At 55.3% G+C, this 17,319-nt stretch carries 8 protein-coding genes and 1 pseudogene; 6 read left to right on the top strand and 3 right to left on the bottom strand.

All coding sequences use genetic code 11. The annotated features are described in order from the left end of the window. Positions 1-18 precede the first annotated feature (18 nt). From GA0061077_RS04385 to GA0061077_RS04375, 3 genes and pseudogenes are all read right to left on the bottom strand, one after another. Positions 19-957: pseudogene (locus GA0061077_RS04385) on the bottom strand (AAA family ATPase); the annotation flags it as partial. 425 nt (positions 958-1,382) lie between these two features. Continuing rightward, a complete protein-coding gene (locus GA0061077_RS04380) occupies positions 1,383-7,442 on the bottom strand; it encodes an Ig-like domain-containing protein (RefSeq protein WP_091847920.1) in 6,060 nt (2,019 codons plus the stop codon). A 77-nt stretch (positions 7,443-7,519) separates the two neighbouring features. Continuing rightward, on the bottom strand, positions 7,520-8,965 hold the full coding sequence (locus GA0061077_RS04375) for a serine/threonine protein kinase (protein ID WP_159426911.1): 1,446 nt from the start codon (positions 8,963-8,965) through the stop codon (positions 7,520-7,522). Positions 8,966-9,429: 464 nt separating this feature from the next. On the opposite strand from GA0061077_RS04375, the gene GA0061077_RS04370 reads away from it, so the two are divergent. The 6 genes from GA0061077_RS04370 (at position 9,430) to GA0061077_RS04345 (ending at position 17,246) form a co-directional block, all read left to right on the top strand. Next, positions 9,430-10,302, top strand: coding sequence for an aldo/keto reductase (locus GA0061077_RS04370; protein WP_091847747.1), 873 nt, complete (start codon positions 9,430-9,432; stop codon positions 10,300-10,302). Positions 10,303-10,421: 119 nt separating this feature from the next. After that, the gene (locus GA0061077_RS04365) at positions 10,422-11,948 is read left to right on the top strand and encodes a peptidase U32 family protein (RefSeq protein WP_183193239.1); all 1,527 of its coding nucleotides are present in this window, start codon (positions 10,422-10,424) and stop codon (positions 11,946-11,948) included. 107 nt (positions 11,949-12,055) lie between these two features. Then, entirely contained in the window at positions 12,056-13,084 is a 1,029-nt protein-coding gene (locus GA0061077_RS04360; RefSeq protein WP_091847746.1) for a polyphenol oxidase family protein, read from the top strand. A 145-nt stretch (positions 13,085-13,229) separates the two neighbouring features. Further along, entirely contained in the window at positions 13,230-13,943 is a 714-nt protein-coding gene (locus tag GA0061077_RS04355) for a pyroglutamyl-peptidase I (RefSeq protein ID WP_091847918.1), read from the top strand. A gap of 228 nt (positions 13,944-14,171) precedes the next feature. After that, on the top strand, positions 14,172-15,692 hold the full coding sequence (locus tag GA0061077_RS04350) for a cell division protein (protein WP_234696505.1): 1,521 nt from the start codon (positions 14,172-14,174) through the stop codon (positions 15,690-15,692). A 213-nt stretch (positions 15,693-15,905) separates the two neighbouring features. Continuing rightward, the gene (locus GA0061077_RS04345; RefSeq protein WP_091847917.1) at positions 15,906-17,246 is read left to right on the top strand and encodes a C1 family peptidase; all 1,341 of its coding nucleotides are present in this window, start codon (positions 15,906-15,908) and stop codon (positions 17,244-17,246) included. The last annotated feature ends 73 nt before the right edge of the window (positions 17,247-17,319 follow it).

Below are 17,319 nucleotides of genomic sequence, written 5' to 3'. Positions count from 1 at the left end.
AAGTGCATGATGTTACTTTCATGCTCCCATGACGGGCGCGGGGACTGATTCTAGGATTTCGCTGATGATTTGCTCGGCGGTTTCGCCCTTGAACGCGGTTTCTGCATTGAGGATGATGCGGTGCGCGAGCACTGGCACGGCAAGGTCCTGCACGTCGTCGGGAAGCACGTAATCGCGTCCGTCGGCGGCAGCCCAAATCCGTGCGCAGCGTGTCAGCGCCAGTGCGCCACGCATGGAGGAGCCTACGCGAAGCTTTTCGTTCAACCGTGTTGCTTCGACGAGGTGCTCGATGTATTCGAGGATGCGTTCGTCGATGCGTACGGCGGTGGCTGTTCTGCGCAGTCTGACGATATCGTTGGCGCTGAGCACTGGGGAAACGGTTTGTGCGCGGTCAATAATATCGATGTCGCGTAGGATTCGAATCGCCACATCATGGCCCGGTGCACCTAGTGACGTCTTGATCAGAAAGCGGTCCATCTGGGCCTCCGGGAGCTTGTAGGTGCCCAGCTGCTCCAATGGGTTCTGGGTGGCGATGACGATGAACGGTTGTGGCATTTCGTAGGTTTTGCCATCAACGGTGGTCTTCTGCTCCTCCATGACCTCCAGAAGGGCAGATTGGGTTTTCGGTGAGGCTCGGTTGATTTCGTCGGCTAGGACGATGGATGCAAAGATTGGGCCTTCTCGGAACTCGAATTCGCCGGTTTTCTGGTCGTAGAATGTCACTCCAACCACGTCGCTCGGTAGTAAGTCAGGGGTGAACTGGATACGCTTGAACGATGTGGAGACGGAATTGGCAAGGCCTCGAGCGAGCTGTGTTTTGCCGGTGCCCGGGTTGTCTTCCAGCAGTACATGACCACCGACCATCAGGGCCGTGATGCACAATTTGATGGGTTTGGACTTGCCCACGACGACCTTGCTGATATTGTTTGCCAGTAAATCGAAGGAGTGCTTGAAGTCGAGAATGGAATCGCTTGGTGGCTCGATGATTGTCGAGATGTTCGAGACGGTTTTTTGGTTGATCGCTTCGTTTTTACTGGTATCGCCGAAAGCTCCCAGTATCGTGTTTTCGTCATCGGTGTTGGCGCTTTGTGCCGTATCGATCGGTTTGGGGTAGATCGGCGGGAAAGGTAAGGATTTGTCGTTGGCGTTCAATTCGTTCTCATTGTTGCCGAACCTTGAGAGATGAGTGGCCTCCGAGAGTCTTGTCTCATCGTTGGATGGGTCTGTTGTTGTGCTCATGAATTTTCTCCTTATGCCTGTTCAAAATTCGATTGAGGATTGCCGGTGTAGCCATGTGGGGTGTTGCGCGGCTTACGTTGTATGTATGTTTTTTTCGGGGAGGGGGTGCTTGGTCTGCGAAATTGGTGTCCCTGCGGCTGTCATTAGGTCCTCGCTCCAGGCTGCGTTGTTGCATCGACCATCGTGCGTTGCGTGCACATCGTCTGCAAGGTGGGGAAGTGGTCGAATAGGGTTTGTGGCCGGTTCGGATTCCTGGGTGTGCCGGGTGCCCTGGGCGTGCCGGGCGTGGTGTTGAACGTTGATTTGGCTTTACGTGTCCCGTTGACGGTTGTGCCGGTTTTCGTATCGTTGTATTGCGTGTCTGAGCCGGCTTCCGGAATTACGGCTTCAATCTTCCATGAAAATTCGTTGTTGTTATAGTCGTCGTCGCCAAGCTCGCTGACGTCACAGGTGGTTGCCATGCCCGGTTGCCAGTTTGCGCAGGAAGTCTTCCGATTGCCGACACTGATTGTCAGGCTGGGGACTACATGGCCGCCGTAGGTGTCGATGTGGCCTCCTGTCACATTGATTTTATGGCGGTCGTTGGCATCCCAGGTCATAGTCAGATTCGAAGAGATGACGGCTTTCTTCTTATAGATGTCGTTCGACTGCGCTGTGGCGCTCGGGCCGCTCACGCCGTTGAGTATTTGAGCCACTGTTACATCGGCGCAGGTGTTCCATGGGCTGACTGTGCCATATTCGGGCGATGTGTTGCTCGTTTGTGGCCTGCCGTTCACGGAAAAGCCGTCATGTTCCCCTTTCCCGACAATGTTGACGATGCAGCGGTTGTCGTTCCTTGAAATATTGATGATCGGGGGCTGGATGACGTATCCGGGAGTCGCTTCTGCGCTCACCGGTGTTGTAGCGTGTGCCGAACGTTTGGGGTTGACGACAACGGATATCGCCTGTTTCTTGTTGTATTGCCGACGTTCGACACGTACCGAATCGTTCAGGCTGTCGCAGGTGATCGTTGGTGAGAAATCACCGCGCACATTAATGCTGCCGCAGCCGGCATTGTGCATATCCCCGAGGCTGACTTTGATGTTCATCTGGTTGCCGGTGCTGTTGGGGGTCATCGAGACGGAAGGCGGTTCAGGGTCGCCCCAAGCCATGTTGCTGCCAGTTGATGCCGTCTCGCTCACTGGTCCGTCGCCGGCTCTGTTGTGGGCGCGTACCGTGGCGCTGAAGGTGGAACCGTCCTTGATTTCATTGTTTCCCAGATCGAATGTCTGGGTCAAACCACTCGTATGCTTGACTTTGCCGTTCATGGTCACGATGTAGTCATCGGGCTTGGTACCGGTGTATTTCGGTGCGTTCCAGCTCACGGTGACTTTCCGATAAGCGCCTTCAATCCTCACGCCGCCAGGGGCATCAGGCACCCTGTCCGGCATGCTTTGGATGGTGTTTGAAGGCTTTGACCAGCCGGCCTCGTTCTTGGCTCTAACGCTGAAGCTGTATGCTTTGCCGTTTGCGAGTCCTGTGATGTTGCAGGTGGTCACGGCTCCGCAGGATTTGGTGTTGCCATCGTAGTTTACTTCGTATTCGCTGATGGGACTGCCGTTGGCCGAGCCCGGGGTCCAGCTCAGGTTGACCATGCTGTCGGCTGGCTGGCCGGCTACTGGGGAGAGCAACGGTGGGGCCGGCTTGTCGATCACCGAGATGGTGATGGTGGCACTGACCTCACGTTCCTTGGTTTTCGTGGCATCCTGCACGTTGACCACTACGGTGTTCGAAGATGCGCCGATATCTGATGCGACACGGATGCCGATGGCGCCCTTCGAACCGCAGTCAATCTTGATTTTCGCGGTGTCGTCCGCTTGACAGCTCACAACGTTCAGTGGCGTCCCGGGGAAGGGGTTGAACGCACCGGAAAGAATATTGACGGTGGTGCTATCTCCGGCATTCATCCGCTTATATGATCCGGAGATTTTGGTGAGCGGACGAGTTGATTGCGTCACCTGTGCTGTAATTCCTGCGGAAACAGTGCCATTTGAGTATTTAATGGTGATTGGGATGCTCGATATCGAACCAACCGTGGCTGTTGCCGGGGCTTTGAGAGTGAGTTTGCCATTGCTGGTCAGGCGCGATTCAACAAACCCGGAAGATTCTCCCCCGGAGTAAGAGTACGTCTTTTCGCCATCCTCGAGTCCGCTGGGGGCATGGGTCAGTGCTGTCAGATCCACGGTTGTGGCTTCTTCTCCCGCCGCGACATTGATGGTTGTGGAAGAGAAGGTTGGCGGGGGTACATTGCGTCCGATGACCGTGATCGGCAAGGTTAATACCGATGAGTTGATGATTTTGGCCTGCTTGGAGCCGTTCTTGTCCTTGCTTTCGATGTCACGTTTTCCGTCGGAAACCGTGAAGGTGATGGAAGCAGGGCCGGCGTAATCCTTGGGTGCGGTGAACTTCAAGGTTTGGTCGTTGACGTAGTAGTCCGAATTGTCGCTTTTCGTGGCGTTGATTGAATCCTTGTCCACGTAAGGAGTTTTGCCTGGCCCGACGCGTACGTAATCCGAAAGATTGATGTCAACGCTGTGTTTGGCGTTAACTTTGATGGGTGGAGCCTTTGGTCGCAGTGTCGGCGGGAAGACCCCGTATTGCGGTACCTGTACGAAAGCGGTGGAGGTGACGTTGTAGGTGGTGTTCGTTACCGTGTAGGGCACGCTTCTGGCTTCGTCCGTGAGGTCGACAGTCACGGTGGTGGACTTTCCGTCGCCCTTGACCCGGGCGTGATCGGTGGCTGTCGGGTGTATATCGACCTTGAGTTCCTGCGCCGAGCCGGAGGGGTTCGCAATCCATTGTGACAGGTCCACGTCGATAGATTTCTTGTCGAGCGTTGCTGCGGAAGGTACGCGGTAATCGTATGCGATAGGCGGTTCGATGGGCGCGTTCGGGTCGGTTATCACCGTCAATGTGGCGGTGTCGGAGAGTCCGGCTTTGTCTTTGACGGTGTAGACGATGTATGACGTTCCTGCGGTATTTGGAGTTTTGAAAGCAATCATGTTGTCGGTGACATGCACCCCGTTGATGCCTTGTGTTTGTAGCGTTTTATCGATGATCAGATCGGTGTTGTCCCCGGAGATGTCGTTCTGTGCCACGGGCACGGTGGCTTCGGTGTTGGGTCGCAGCGTCACCTGGTCGTCGCGCGCATACACGCCGGAATCCGAGGCTCCCTTATAGACTCCCACGCGAATCTGCGCCTGGGCGCGCTGTCCAGTCCAATCCTCGACGGCATAAGTAAAGGTGTCGGTGCCTGACGAATCGCTGTATGCCTCATAGACCATGTAGTTGGCACCAACCTCGTCGATGCGTCCCATTTTGGGAGACTTGTCTCCGAGTCCAAGCAGTGTATTGTCGTCGCCGTCGGCGTCGATACCGGTCATTGTTATGGGGATGCGCACCTTTTGACCGGCAGTTACCTGTGCTTGTGTGTCCTGCGGGGTGGGGGCGGACTTGTTGTTGTGGTCCTTGGCGTGCACCGTGATGGTGATTGTGCCGGAAGCGGCGTTGCCGAGGTTGTCGCGCACGGTATAGGTCACTGGATGGATGCCTGGCACATCCGGGGCTTGATAGCGCACATTGTCGCCTGAAACAAATGCCAGTCCTTTGAAGGTCTTCTTGTCGTATTGCAGAGTATTTTGGAGTCTCACCGTGGTGCCGTCGGCATGGGAAACATGATCGATGACGTCGATACTGGTGATGCCGCCTGTACGCACGTTGGTGTTGATATTAGAGGCTTTCGGGGCTGTGTTGGCAGTGGTTAGTGCCGGTGGTTGCAGCACGATGGTGCCACGGGTTGATCCTGCGGCATTCGTTACCGTGTATGTAAGTTTCATCGGTTTGTAGGGAATCTGCCGGGCGGTTATATAAACACGTTTGTGCGCCACCAGACCGGTTTTGATGCCCAGCTTCGGGTCGGCGTTCACAGAGGTGATCGAAAGCACACCGCCCATGGGGTCGGTGTCGTTGTTGAGCGGCTCCACGATGGCGGTGCGGTCGGCTGCTAAAAGTGCCACATCGTTGGCTGCCACGGGTTTGGCGGATTCCCCGGTCACTGGCTGCACTTCCAAACGCGCCAGGCCTTGGGCTTCTACGCTGCCTTGGCTGATGGTGTAAGGCACATAATATGTACCCGGATTGCTCGCTTTGAATGTGAAGGAAAGATCGCCGGAATTGGTCGAAGTCGTCGTGCCTGCAGGGGTGTTGACCGATGAAAGCACGGGCGGTTGTGTGCTGGTGCCATGCACATATTGCTTGAGTTCTATAGTGGTTGAGGTGTCGGGTGTGGTGTTTTTGGTCACGGCATCAATCATTGCCGGCAGCGTATTGGCGGGGCGCACGGAAAAGTATATGAGCCCGGTGCCGGTGTGTAGTCCATCGGAAGCGGTGACTTCCACACCCACGCGTCCGCTGCTTAGAGAGCCGGTGTTGAACACAAGCTGGCCGTCGGCGCGAGTGGACACTGCCACTTGGTCGTTGTTCTGCGCCACTGCGGAGACGAGGGTCATCGGGTCGCCTTCCGGATCGGTGAAGCCGCCCAAGGCGTTGACGGTGAGTGTGGCCCCTTGCTCTACGTCGTATTCAACAGGTGGGTCACGCTGTTCCGGAGGTTGGTTCGTTGCGGTGCCGGTAATGGTCAGGTTGACCGCCGCGCTGCTGGTCTGTCCGTGACCATCATCGATTTCATAGGTGAAGCTCGCTTTGCCTTCGGTCGCAGCGGTGGTGTCCACCTGCAGATACCGTCCTGAATATATGGGATTGACAGTGATGCCGGCTCCCGAAATGGGTCCGATCTTGGTGATGCGGAGTACCGAGCAGTCGCTTTGCTCATCGTTGCGCAGTACATCGAGGATCTGCTGTCCGCCCACGCGTGCGCCAAAATCGTCGTTTTCGGCTTTTATCTGACCGGACTTGGTGGAGCAAGTGGGTTTGAATTGCGCTTGATTGTTGACTGAGTCGGAATCCTTTTGCTGGTCGGTTGTCTTCTTGGTATCAATTTGGCGCCATTGAATCTTGATGACGTTGTTGGACTGATCCGGGTTCCATACGTTGCCGTTCGTCACGTCATTAAGTACCACGAGTCGGTGGTTCGTGCGGAAGACAAGCTGGGATGTGGGGGAGACGGATTGCAGCGTCTGCCATTGAGCCTCGACGCCGTCCTTGTCCTGGTTCGGTTCGGCTGCGCCCTCAGCCGAGCATAGCCGGATATAGTTGTGCGCCTGCTGCGACCAAGCGCTGTACACGCACCCTTTGGATGACACAGGTTGGGCCGCCTCTGCCGATCCCGCGTTCATGAACGATGAGGTTTTGTTCCCGTGCTTGAAATCGATGGTGAAAACACCGTTGCTCGTGCTCGCTGCAACCCAGTCCGCTTGCAGGTCATCGGTGGGTGGCGCCTGCAGGCTTATCGGACCTTGCGAATTGATTTGTGCGCTGCCGCCTTCCCACATGATGTGTTGTCTGGTGGCGATAACCGGCCGGTCTGCGACGACAGTGAAACTGTCTGCGTTGGTTTGTTTCCCGTCGGTGAGTGTCTTGAGCGTTTGGGGACCACCGTCGTGGCTGTTCATTTTTAGCACGCTACCGTCGGCCGGACGGTATCCGTACACCGTACCGTTATGGTCGATTGCAATCAGTCCATGCGCTCCGAGCTGCATTTGCGGGGTGGAGGTTTTGGGGGTTATGGAGTCAAGATTGTCCGCATTGCCGATCCACACGTTGCCGGTTTTGTGGTTCAAAAAAGCCGCCGTGGTGCCGCCGATGAACGTTGAGGTCGAACTTTTGACTTCGCTTTTGCCGTGGATGCCCAGATTCGAAGCGGCAATTCCTTGTGCCTTGGCACCGTCGGACAGAATCACGTTGTCATCGTTCTGGCTGATGTCGAAGGTGGGGGTTGTTGGGGTGATCGCCCCGTTGACTTGCTGAAGCTTGACATTGAAACGTGCGGCCTTGCGGTCTTTCAATGAAGTGACCCAGACCGTGCCGTCATCCAGATGCACATGCGTGCGGGTTAAGGTGTTGATGACGATGGCTCCGGCGACGATACCCAAGAGTAGAAGCAGTGCGAAGACAGGGGTGAACCAGTGACGACTGGTTTGTGAGTTCAGGCGTCTGAATGCCAGGCGGATCTTGCCCTCACCCTGCGGTTTGTTCGTTGCCTTCATCAACTGCTTCCTTATCATCCGGCTGTTCAACCGGTTCGTTCACGATACTGTCCGTATGCTGGTGCCGGAGACGGCACTTACTGTTTGGTTACTACACAAGCCATCGCTGGGGTTGCGGACATATGTCCGTCGGATCTCACGATGCTGACCTGAATGCAGGTCTGGGGTTTCTGGTCGTTTGTCTCGAAAGTGACTTTGGTCTCATCGGCAATCGAGGTCTGCTCTCCGGTGGTAGTGGATCCATCTTCGATCAATGCCCATGCATAAGTGTCTCCGACCTGAGGGTCGGGGTTGCTCCAGGTGAACGTCGCATTTTGCCCATCCCAGGTTCCACTGAGATTGGAGGGTTGAGGCACTGATGCTCCGGCGTCCTGTTCGGTGATGTCATCCTTACGGTAGTCTTTGCGGCCCTTCGTTTTCCCTGAGCTTCCGGCTGTGTCGCTATTCTTCGAGTCCGGTGTCAGCGTATTGATTTGTGTGTGTTTGCTTGATTTCCCGGTATCCACGCGTGGCATCACCCCAAAAATAAACGTAGCTGCAACAAGCATCACCGCAGCCAGCGACGCGAGGGCTGTGGCGAGCGTTTTTTTCGAGCGTTTTTCCGGGTGTTTGATCGTTTTCGCTCCGGAGTGATTCCGTACTGGCTGAGGCATTGCGCGGTGTGGAGGGAATTCGTCGCAGCCTTTCGACACGAACGAAGTTACGTTCAGTGCGCAATCCTCCTGAGCCTTTTGTAAAGCCCTGCCCATTTGCTGCGCCGAAAGATACCGTGCATCGGGGTCCTTGCTCATTGCCTTCAACAGCACTCGTTCGACTTCCTTCGGTACACCGGAAATGCCGTTTTTCGGCATCGGGTCCGAAACGATATGCCTCTCCAGCTCGTCCCTGGTGCGCGGCTGGAAGATGTATTCGAAGGGTGATTTTCCGGCCAGAAGACCATACAGTGTGGCTGCCAGTGAATAGATGTCGGAGGTTTCGGATCCGCTGCTTTTACCGGTAAGCACTTCCGGCGGCGCCCAAGGTGTGGAAAAGCTGATATCTGCTTTGGTTTCGTAAATACTTCTGGAAATGCCGAAATCGGACAGTGCCGGCAGGTTTGCGGCGGTGACGAGAATGTTCGCCGGTTTGATGTCTCTGTGGATGATGCCGTGATGGTGTGCCGTTTGCAAGGCTCCGGTAAGTTTAACGCCCAGATCCAGCACTTCGGCGACGGTGAATCTGCGATTGCGCATGATGTCCTTGTATGAACCGTGCGGGGCATATTCCAAAATGAGGTAGGGCAAATGGGTTTGGGTGGTTAGGCCGGATCCGTAGATCGAGATGATGTAGGGGTGCGTGGAGAACTGGGCCATCATCCTGGCTTCATTGTCAAACGCCGCATCGAAACGACGATCTTGCCGTGCTTTGCCCACTTTGACCGCAACTTCGCGTTTGAGAGTGCGCTGACGATACAGATATATATCCGCAGTGGAGCCGGAGTCCAGTTTGCGGATGAAATCACAATCGGGTATCGTCGGCGCCATGGTGATCCTTCTGTTCTGCGGGTCCGTTTTCTCTAAGTCCATTCGATAAGTCTGTTAGTCGCCGGTCCTTATTATCCGTCTGTTTTGCCCAGGCTGTTTCACAAGCCTATATTTTGTTCAAGATGGTTGCGATTTTATCGGGCCTGGCAAACTTTGGGAAACCTTGAGAAGTGTGGCTCAAAACTCTTATGGGAGAGGTGTTTCAACGCAAAAAATACGTTGTTTGAGGCCTTTTCGTCAATTGAATCGTGACATAAATTCATATAAATGTGGAAATTATTCTCAAGATTGTTCCATATGGACGTTGTCCGTAGATCAGCGTTTATGCCGAGAAAATAATCTGTCGGAACTCATTTACCGAATGGTTTTCGACGGTGAAGAAGGCAAGGTCGGTGGCCGAGAAAATCCATCTGACTCCGTAACCTAGATGTATTGATATTCAATGACGCAACAAGGGGGGCACCATGGTACTGCATCGTGATCTCGGTCCATACGAAACCACCGCCATCGGTTTGGGCGAGATGCCGCTGACCATCGAAAACAATCTCGGGGAGACCAAGGGGCTGGAAACCATCCATGCCGCCCTTGATGCCGGATGCCGTCACATCGACACCGCATGGGCCTACTACTGCTCCGGCGGTGAGGAACAGGCTGGCGAAAAGCTCGTGCGCCGCGCCATGGAAAGCTGGGACGGTCCGAAGGATGGAGTCTCGATCGCCACCAAGGTCGGGCATTTCCGCAATTTCGCTGAAGACGGCACGACGCCGACCTGGGGTGTCAATGGGCGGCCGGAACACTTGGTCGAGGCTGGCAAGGAGTCGGCGCTCGCGCTCGGTGTCGATGCGATTGATCTGCTTTACTTCCACCGTCCCGACCCTACGGTTCCTTACAACGAATCCATCGAGGGCATCAAGCAGCTGCTTGACGAAGGCGTGGCCAAGGAGGCAGGTATTTCCAACGCTTCCATCGAACAAATCGACATTGCGCGCAGCATTCTGGGCAATAAGCTGGTGGCCGTGCAGAATCAGTTCTCGCCCACATTCCAGAGCACGCGAGACACCCTTGAATACACAGGCAAGCTCGGCATCCCGTTCGTGTGCTGGAGCCCGCTTGGCGGTTTCCGTAAGGCCAAGGACGAGAGCAAGTACGATCCCTTCCGTGAGATTGGCCGCGCTCGCGGGGTGAGCTACCAGCGGGTTGTACTCGCTTGGGAGCTCAGCCTCGGCAAGCATGTTTTCGTCATCCCTGGTGCCCATCGTCCTGAGACGATTCTGGACAGTCTGCAGGCCGGGGATTTGCAGCTTACCGACGAGGAACTCGCCACGCTTAATGCGTGAATGCAGCTGAATCCGCGTAAGAGTTGCGGTGGGCGCCTTCCGTCGTGTTTCGCGACGGTCGTCTTGGTTTAGACTGGGACGTTGCGACGACGTGATCAGGATGAAGGAAAGGTGTTGTAATGGCGCAGGATAGTGGAAACGGGGCCGTCGATTCGAAAATCTTGAGGCGGTCCCGACCCGAAGTGCTGGTTCCGGCAGGCAATCTGCGCAGTCTTAAAACCGCCATCGATTTTGGAGCCGACGCCGTTTATTGCGCCGGCAAGGAATTCGGCATGCGTTCCGCACCCAAGAACCTGTCGATGGGCGACCTCAAAGAGGGCGCCCGATATGCTCACGACCGTGGTGCTCGAATTTACGTCACCTGCAACGTGTTGCCGCATAACAATGAGGTCGAAGCTCTTAAAACCTATATTGCAGACCTCGTTCGAACCGGTATTGATGCGTTGATCGTCACCGATATCGGTGTGATGCTGACCGCCCATTCGATTGCGCCGCAGCTTGAGCTGCACATATCAACGCAGGCAGGCGTAACCAATTACCTCGCGGCGAACGCCTTGTACGAGCTGGGTGCCCGTCGCGTTGTGCTGGCGCGAGAGCTTGATTTGCAGGCCATCAGCGACATTCGTGCGAATATCCCCGAGGACATGGATATTGAGTGTTTCGTGCAGGGTTCGATGTGCATGGCATTCTCCGGCCGCTGCCTCATTTCCAATTACATGAACAGACGTGACGCCAACCATGGCGAATGTTCGCAGCCTTGCCGCTGGAAATATCATGTTGTCGAAGAGAAACGTCCCGGTCAGTTTTTCCCAATCGAAGAGAGCGACGAAGGCACGTTTCTGTTCAATTCGCAGGACATGTGCATGCTCGACCATCTCGATGATGTGATTGACGCCGGTGCCACGAGCCTCAAGATCGAGGGACGCGCCAAAAGTACATATTACGTGGCTTCCATGGCCAACGCCTATAAGTGCGCGGTCAATGAGTACATGATTCAGCGTGGTTTCGAAAACGCTGCCGGTGAGACGCTCAAGCCTTTCCATGACAAGGTCCAGCGATCCAATGTCGTGCAGGCTGCCGAAGCCGCTGCCGAATTCGAATCCCATGATTCCATTGGTTTCCACGGCGTCGGCAACACGGGCGCACAGACTGTCGCCAAGACGATGATTTCTGCGCCGGTTCCAGTCTTGGTCGGTCAAGATGCTACCAGAATGCAATCCGATGACGAGCAGGACCAAGTCGAGCTGCCGCAGTGGCTGAAGGACGAGCCGTACAAGGTTTCACATCGTGACTACTGCACCGGTTTCTACTATCCGGACCGCAAGGCCACGCAGAACACGAACCGCGGCGGTTATTTCCGTGACTGGCTTGTGGTTGGTGAGGTTATCGACTACGACGAGGAGAACAGGCGCCTTACGCTGATGAGCCGCAACAAGATTGAGCCCGGGCAATGCATCGAATTCCTCATTCCCGGCCGTGCCCCTGTCGATTACACTGTGGTTGCGGACGGCATGCAGGATTGCGACGGGAACCCGGTCGAGGAAATCAACAACCCTGCTCATGTCTTCTCTTTGCCGCTTCCCTTTGCCGTTCCCGCGAACTCGATGATTCGATCCCGTGCCAAAAATCGCACGCTGAAGGCGTAATAAACACGCGAAGCGTTCCGAGTCGGCGGAAGTCGCATCTATCCGTCTCAACACTCCGAGCAGTTCGGGCGAGGTAAACGACCCAGCCGGTCTGTACAGTTGGACCTATGAGCAAAGACACGAATGAAACCGGTACAAGCGGACAATACGAGGAGGTTATCCTCGACAGCAACGCCATTGCTCCGACGGACAGTGCGGGCAATCTGATACCCGTCACCATTCCCGTTGATCTGGCTCCCGGAATCAAGGTGGTGTACACCACGAGGCTCGGCGGCGTGAGCGTCGGTGATTGGGGCAATTTCAATCTTGGCGGTAAATCCGGTGACAGTTCGGTTGCGGTAGAGTCGAATCGCGAGGCTCTTTCCAAGGTCGTCGGAGCCCCGCTTTCGTTGGTGAAGCAGGTTCATTCCGGCAAAGCTGTTGACGCTGACGATTATTTTGATTGCAGCACACCGTACGGCTGTGATCGTTCGGGAACGGTGGTTGAGGGGCAAGATGGCCAATCCGAGGAGGGGGCCATCGAAGCTGATGCCCAGGTGAGCGCGCAAACAGGTGTGGCGGTGGGCGTGTTTGCCGCCGACTGCCTGCCTGTGCTCTTGGCTGATCCGCAGGCCGGTGTCGTCGCTGCTGCGCACTGCGGTCGCAAAGGTCTGCGACGCGGAATTATCCGAGCAACGGTTGAGCTGATGGTGTCTAAAGGCGCGAAACCGGAACGCATCATAACCACACTGGGACCGTGCATCTGCGGTGACTGCTACGAGGTCGGCGACGAGATTGCCGACGAATTTGATGCACAGTTTCTTGGAACATTCACTCTGACCCGTTTCGGCGGACCGGGCATTGATATCAGCGGCGCTGCATTGCAAGAGTTGGCCGAGGTCGGTGTTCCGCGTGACAATATCATCGATTCGATGCCGCGCATCCAGGCTGCAACCCAGTATCTCGATCAAGATACCGAACTGGCGGCATTGTGCGCATGCGACGGTGAGGGAAGTCCTGATTTGGTAGAACGCATGAGCAAGGTTCGTCACAGCCGTTGCACGCTCGAAAATCCGCTTTGGTACTCACATCGCCGCGCAAGCTTGGTTGGCAAAGGAAACGAGGGTCGTCTGCTGGCAGTTATCGTGCGTGAATAACTCGCCGCGCTGCGAACCAATGACCTGTGAGCCTTGCGTCGTGGTGTGATTGTGGGTGATGCGGTCGGCCAATATTTCATCGCATCGCATCGATCGCGGTGGACCGGCTGTGGTTTTGCGCATCGCAAGCGCTAAACTGGAAGTTATGGAACGTTTGAATGTCGTCATTTCTGGTTTTGAACCCTATGAAGGGGTGAAAGACAACCCCTCTCATATCGTCCCGCAGAAGCTTGTGGCGGATGGCTTGGGTGAGGAGAAAGGCACTGTCGATGACGATTTACTGGCGGATGTGGACTTCCGTATCACCGCTGTCGATCTCCCGGTGAGTTTCAAACAGGCTTGGCCGCGACTCAAGGAAACACTGGAAGCGGTGCAGCCCGATATCGTTATTGCGACCGGCCTGAAAACCTCAGCTCGCGGCATCCTTTTGGAACGTTGTGCCAACAACATCATCGACACCGTACAGCTTTCGGATTTCGATGAGACGATTATTCCTCAGACGGAAGTCGCAGACGAACCGCAGCGCAAGCCCATCGCCTCCAACGGTCCGGCCACGTTCTGGACCAGATTGCCTTTGCGTGCCATACTCAATGATTTCGGTTCCCAGGGCATTGCCTCAGCGTTAAGTTCGGATGCGGGCACTTTCGTATGCAATTCGCTCTTCTATAACCTCATGGAGTGGACTTCGGCACAGAGCAAGGTGCTTTCCGGGTTCGTGAGCCTGCCGATTGTCAATGAGCAACCGCACCCGCAGCATGGATTGCCGCTCAACCAGCAGGTGGAGGCATGCCGGGTGGTCGTACGACAGACGGCTCGTTATTTCCTGGAACCGGTCTCGTCCAGCATCCTGATCGACTAACTTTCCACGGTCGGTTCGGCTGTGTTTTCGCCTGTAGCCGAGCGTGCAACAAGACATCTGGGTTCGTCGCATATGCGCAGCGCTGTGTCCAGTGATTATTCGACTGATTTACGTGAATGTGATGCGTGAAAACGGTCTGCTTCACAAAATACACTGGAAAGTACAAATAATATAGATACTGGGCGTTCGAAAAGTGCGGCAAGGGGCCGCAAAGCGAAAGGAATCAGCATGTCGGATCGCTTTCTGACGGAATTGCGTGGATATAACAAAGAACAAGTGGACCAGAAGCTGTTCGAGCTTCAGCAGACGCTTGACGGTTTCCGAACAAGGGCCGCTTCCGACGAACAGACGATCCTTCAATTGCGTGAGCAGCTTGAGCAAGAAAAAAGTAAGGCCGCACAAGCTTCGAAGGGTAACTCGTTCGCTTCATTGGGCGCCAATGCACAGCAAATGCTTGCCAGTGCTGAACAGACCAGTGCTGAACTGGTGAATCGGGCCAAGCAGGATGCTGCAAGCACCCGTGCCGCTGCCGAACATCAGGCGCAGACACTGATCAACAATGCCAAGCTCGACGTGCAGCACATCACCGATGAGGCCAACTCCAAGGCGGCCACCATCCTTGCCAAGGCGCAGACTGAATCCGAGTCGATCACCACCGCCGCCAGGCAGGACGCCACAAAGCTGCGTGAGGAGACGGCGAAGAAGGTTACCGAACAGCGAGACACCATCGAAATTGAGCTGACGAACACTCGCGAGGAGCACGACAAGCGTCTTGCCCGTGAAAAGGCAAAGCAAGATCGTGAAATCGCTGAGTTGAAGGCGCAGGCCGCCCAGCAGGTAGCGGAGCAGCGCAAGGCCGCCAGCGACGAAGTGGCCAAGCTCAAGAGCGAAGCAAACGACCAAATTGAAAGAGCTTTGTCGGAAGCAAACAAGAAGCTCGCCAATGTGCGTGAGCAAGTTACCCGGCAAACAACCGAAGCCCAGCGTAAGGCGACGGAAATCACTGATGCCGCGAAGGCCACGGCCCAGGGCATTCTTGATGATGCCGAAGTTCAGCGCACCAAGACCATAAGCCAGGTCAATGCCGAGGTCGAGCAGATTCGTTCCGACATCTCAAAGCAGCAGGATGAAGCCACCGCAAAGGTCAACGACTTGTTGAAGCAGCTTGAGCAGAGCCGTGCAACCGCCAAGAAAGAGACCGACAGCCTTGTGGCAAAGGCCAAGGATATCCGTGATGAGGCCGACAGCTACACGGTCGCCAAGCGTCAAGAAGCCGATCGTCAAGCCGAGGAAATCATCGCTAAGGCCAGGCACGATGCTGAGGCACGTGTGGAGGAGCGGCGCAAGGCGGCGCAAGGTGAACTTGATGGTCTGCAGGAACGTATCAAGAATCTGCAGGAGCGCGAGTCAACCATCACCCAACGTGTGACCGAGTTGCGTTCGATGTTCGCCAATGCCTTCTCTGGATTTGCTTTTAATGACAATGAGAAGGGCGGAGTGAACGTTCCGGTGGTCAATGCCGTGGCGAAGAATCTCGATGATGCTGCCCAGAAGGATACGAGGCGAGAGACCGAAGGTAGTACGGTGAAGGTTCTTTCCGATGCCGAAGGGAAAGAAAACTCGACCAAAGCCCAGTCCCAGCAGGGCGACGCCGCGGCCGAGGATTCCGAAGGTGAGCTTTCGCATCTTGTTTATGGGCAATCTTCGAACCGCGAAGGTAAGAATGATTCCTCGCGTGTCGGCAAGTGATGTAGACTGTCGCCAGGCTTCCGCCTGCGAATAAAAATCGTATTTGGTGCGTTACAGCCGCTGGGCTGCGAAGCACCGTTTTCATATACGTCCACTTTATATTGCATACGATGCGTTTTCCGGTCGTTTGGTCCGGTTCGTTCCGATCCGAGCGCGGACACGTCATGCTTTATCAATACAGTGGTTGATTGGACCGATAGAAGGACAATGAAGATGAATGCTGATATGAAACCGTTGACCGGTGAACGTTTGGATCAACTGCAAAAGCGTTTCGAAGCCAAGCCCGTCAACACGTTGGCGATGAACGCCGTCACCACTTCCGGCATCAACTCAGTGGCCCGCAATTATGATCGTGCGCGCAGGCTGCAACGCCGTTTTTCGGTGAGTGTGGATAACGGCGAAGCTACCAATCAGAATCGTTCCGGGCGCTGCTGGCTGTTCAGCTCGCTCAATGTGGCGCGTTTTGAAGCTAAGAAGAATCTCAACCTGGATTCGTTTGAATTCTCGCAGAACTACGCAATGTATTGGGACAAGCTTGAGCGAATCAACTATTTCCTACGTGATGTAGCCGCCCTCATCCTTGCCGGCGAACCTGCGGATTCCCAGCTCATGCTGCACCTGCTTTCAGATGTGATGGGCGACGGCGGGCAATGGACCATGGCAATGAACGTGTACAAGAAGTACGGTGCCGTACCTAAGGATTTCTTCCCGGAAACAGCTTCTTCCACCAATACGGGTGAGATGAACACGCAGCTGCGCCGACTGCTGCACACTGCTGTAGCACATATGTATGCCGACCCGAGCGCAATCGATGATGTCGTGGAGACGACGGTCGAGGCGGGGCATCGAATACTTACGATTCATCTGGGCGAACCGCCGAAGAGTTTCGATTGGGAGTGGACAGACAAAGACGGAAACTTCCATCGTGACGGAGATATTACACCTGTCGAATTCTGGGACAAATACGTTGGCAGCGCCCATCTGGAGGAATATGTCTGTCTGGTGGACGATCCGCGTGTCGAGCATGCCAAAGGCAAGATGATCGGCATTGAACACCTAGGCAATGTCGTCGGGGGAGACGCAACCGAATATCTCAACGTGCCCACCCAGTTCATGAAGGATTGCGTACGTCGCATCCTTTGCGAACTTGGTATGCCGGCGTGGTTCGGAGCGGATTGCCATCCGATGATGGACCGTACCAACGGCGCTTGGGCCACCGATTTGTTTGAGTACGGCAGTGTCTACGACGTTGATTTCGATATGGACAAAGAGGCTCGTGTGCGCTACGCCGATTCCGCCATGAATCATGCGATGGCTTTCGTCGGCGTGGATGTGGCCGATGATGGGACGACTAGCAACCGTTGGCGTGTCGAAAACTCATGGGGTTGCAAGGTGGCCGATAAGGGTTACTTCACCATGAGTGACGACTGGTTCAGCGAATATGTTTACGAGGTCGCTGTCCCAAGGTCGATGCTGCCTGCCGAATACCAGTCTGCGTTGAACGAACCCGCAACCATGCTGCCGGCTTGGGATCCAATGGGGGCACTCGCGTAAGAAAAGCCCAGTGGACTTTTGGTGCGGGTGCCCGCGGATTCGCGTTAATGCGGATTTGCGTGATGTTGCGTGT

This window comes from Bifidobacterium commune (assembly GCF_900094885.1).
GTDB classification, from domain to species: domain Bacteria; phylum Actinomycetota; class Actinomycetes; order Actinomycetales; family Bifidobacteriaceae; genus Bifidobacterium; species Bifidobacterium commune.
This window is presented reverse-complemented; position numbering and strand designations above follow the sequence as displayed.

Excerpts from the sequence above, each read along its gene's own strand:
- GA0061077_RS04380 (WP_091847920.1), bottom strand. The coding sequence starts at position 7,442 with ATGAAGGCAACGAACAAACCGCAGGGTGAGGGCAAGATCCGCCTGGCA.
- GA0061077_RS04375 (WP_159426911.1), bottom strand. The coding sequence starts at position 8,965 with ATGGCGCCGACGATACCCGATTGTGATTTCATCCGCAAACTGGACTCC.
- GA0061077_RS04370 (WP_091847747.1), top strand. The coding sequence starts at position 9,430 with ATGGTACTGCATCGTGATCTCGGTCCATACGAAACCACCGCCATCGGT.
- GA0061077_RS04365 (WP_183193239.1), top strand. The coding sequence starts at position 10,422 with ATGGCGCAGGATAGTGGAAACGGGGCCGTCGATTCGAAAATCTTGAGG.
- GA0061077_RS04360 (WP_091847746.1), top strand. The coding sequence starts at position 12,056 with ATGAGCAAAGACACGAATGAAACCGGTACAAGCGGACAATACGAGGAG.
- GA0061077_RS04355 (WP_091847918.1), top strand. The coding sequence starts at position 13,230 with ATGGAACGTTTGAATGTCGTCATTTCTGGTTTTGAACCCTATGAAGGG.
- GA0061077_RS04350 (WP_234696505.1), top strand. The coding sequence starts at position 14,172 with ATGTCGGATCGCTTTCTGACGGAATTGCGTGGATATAACAAAGAACAA.
- GA0061077_RS04345 (WP_091847917.1), top strand. The coding sequence starts at position 15,906 with ATGAATGCTGATATGAAACCGTTGACCGGTGAACGTTTGGATCAACTG.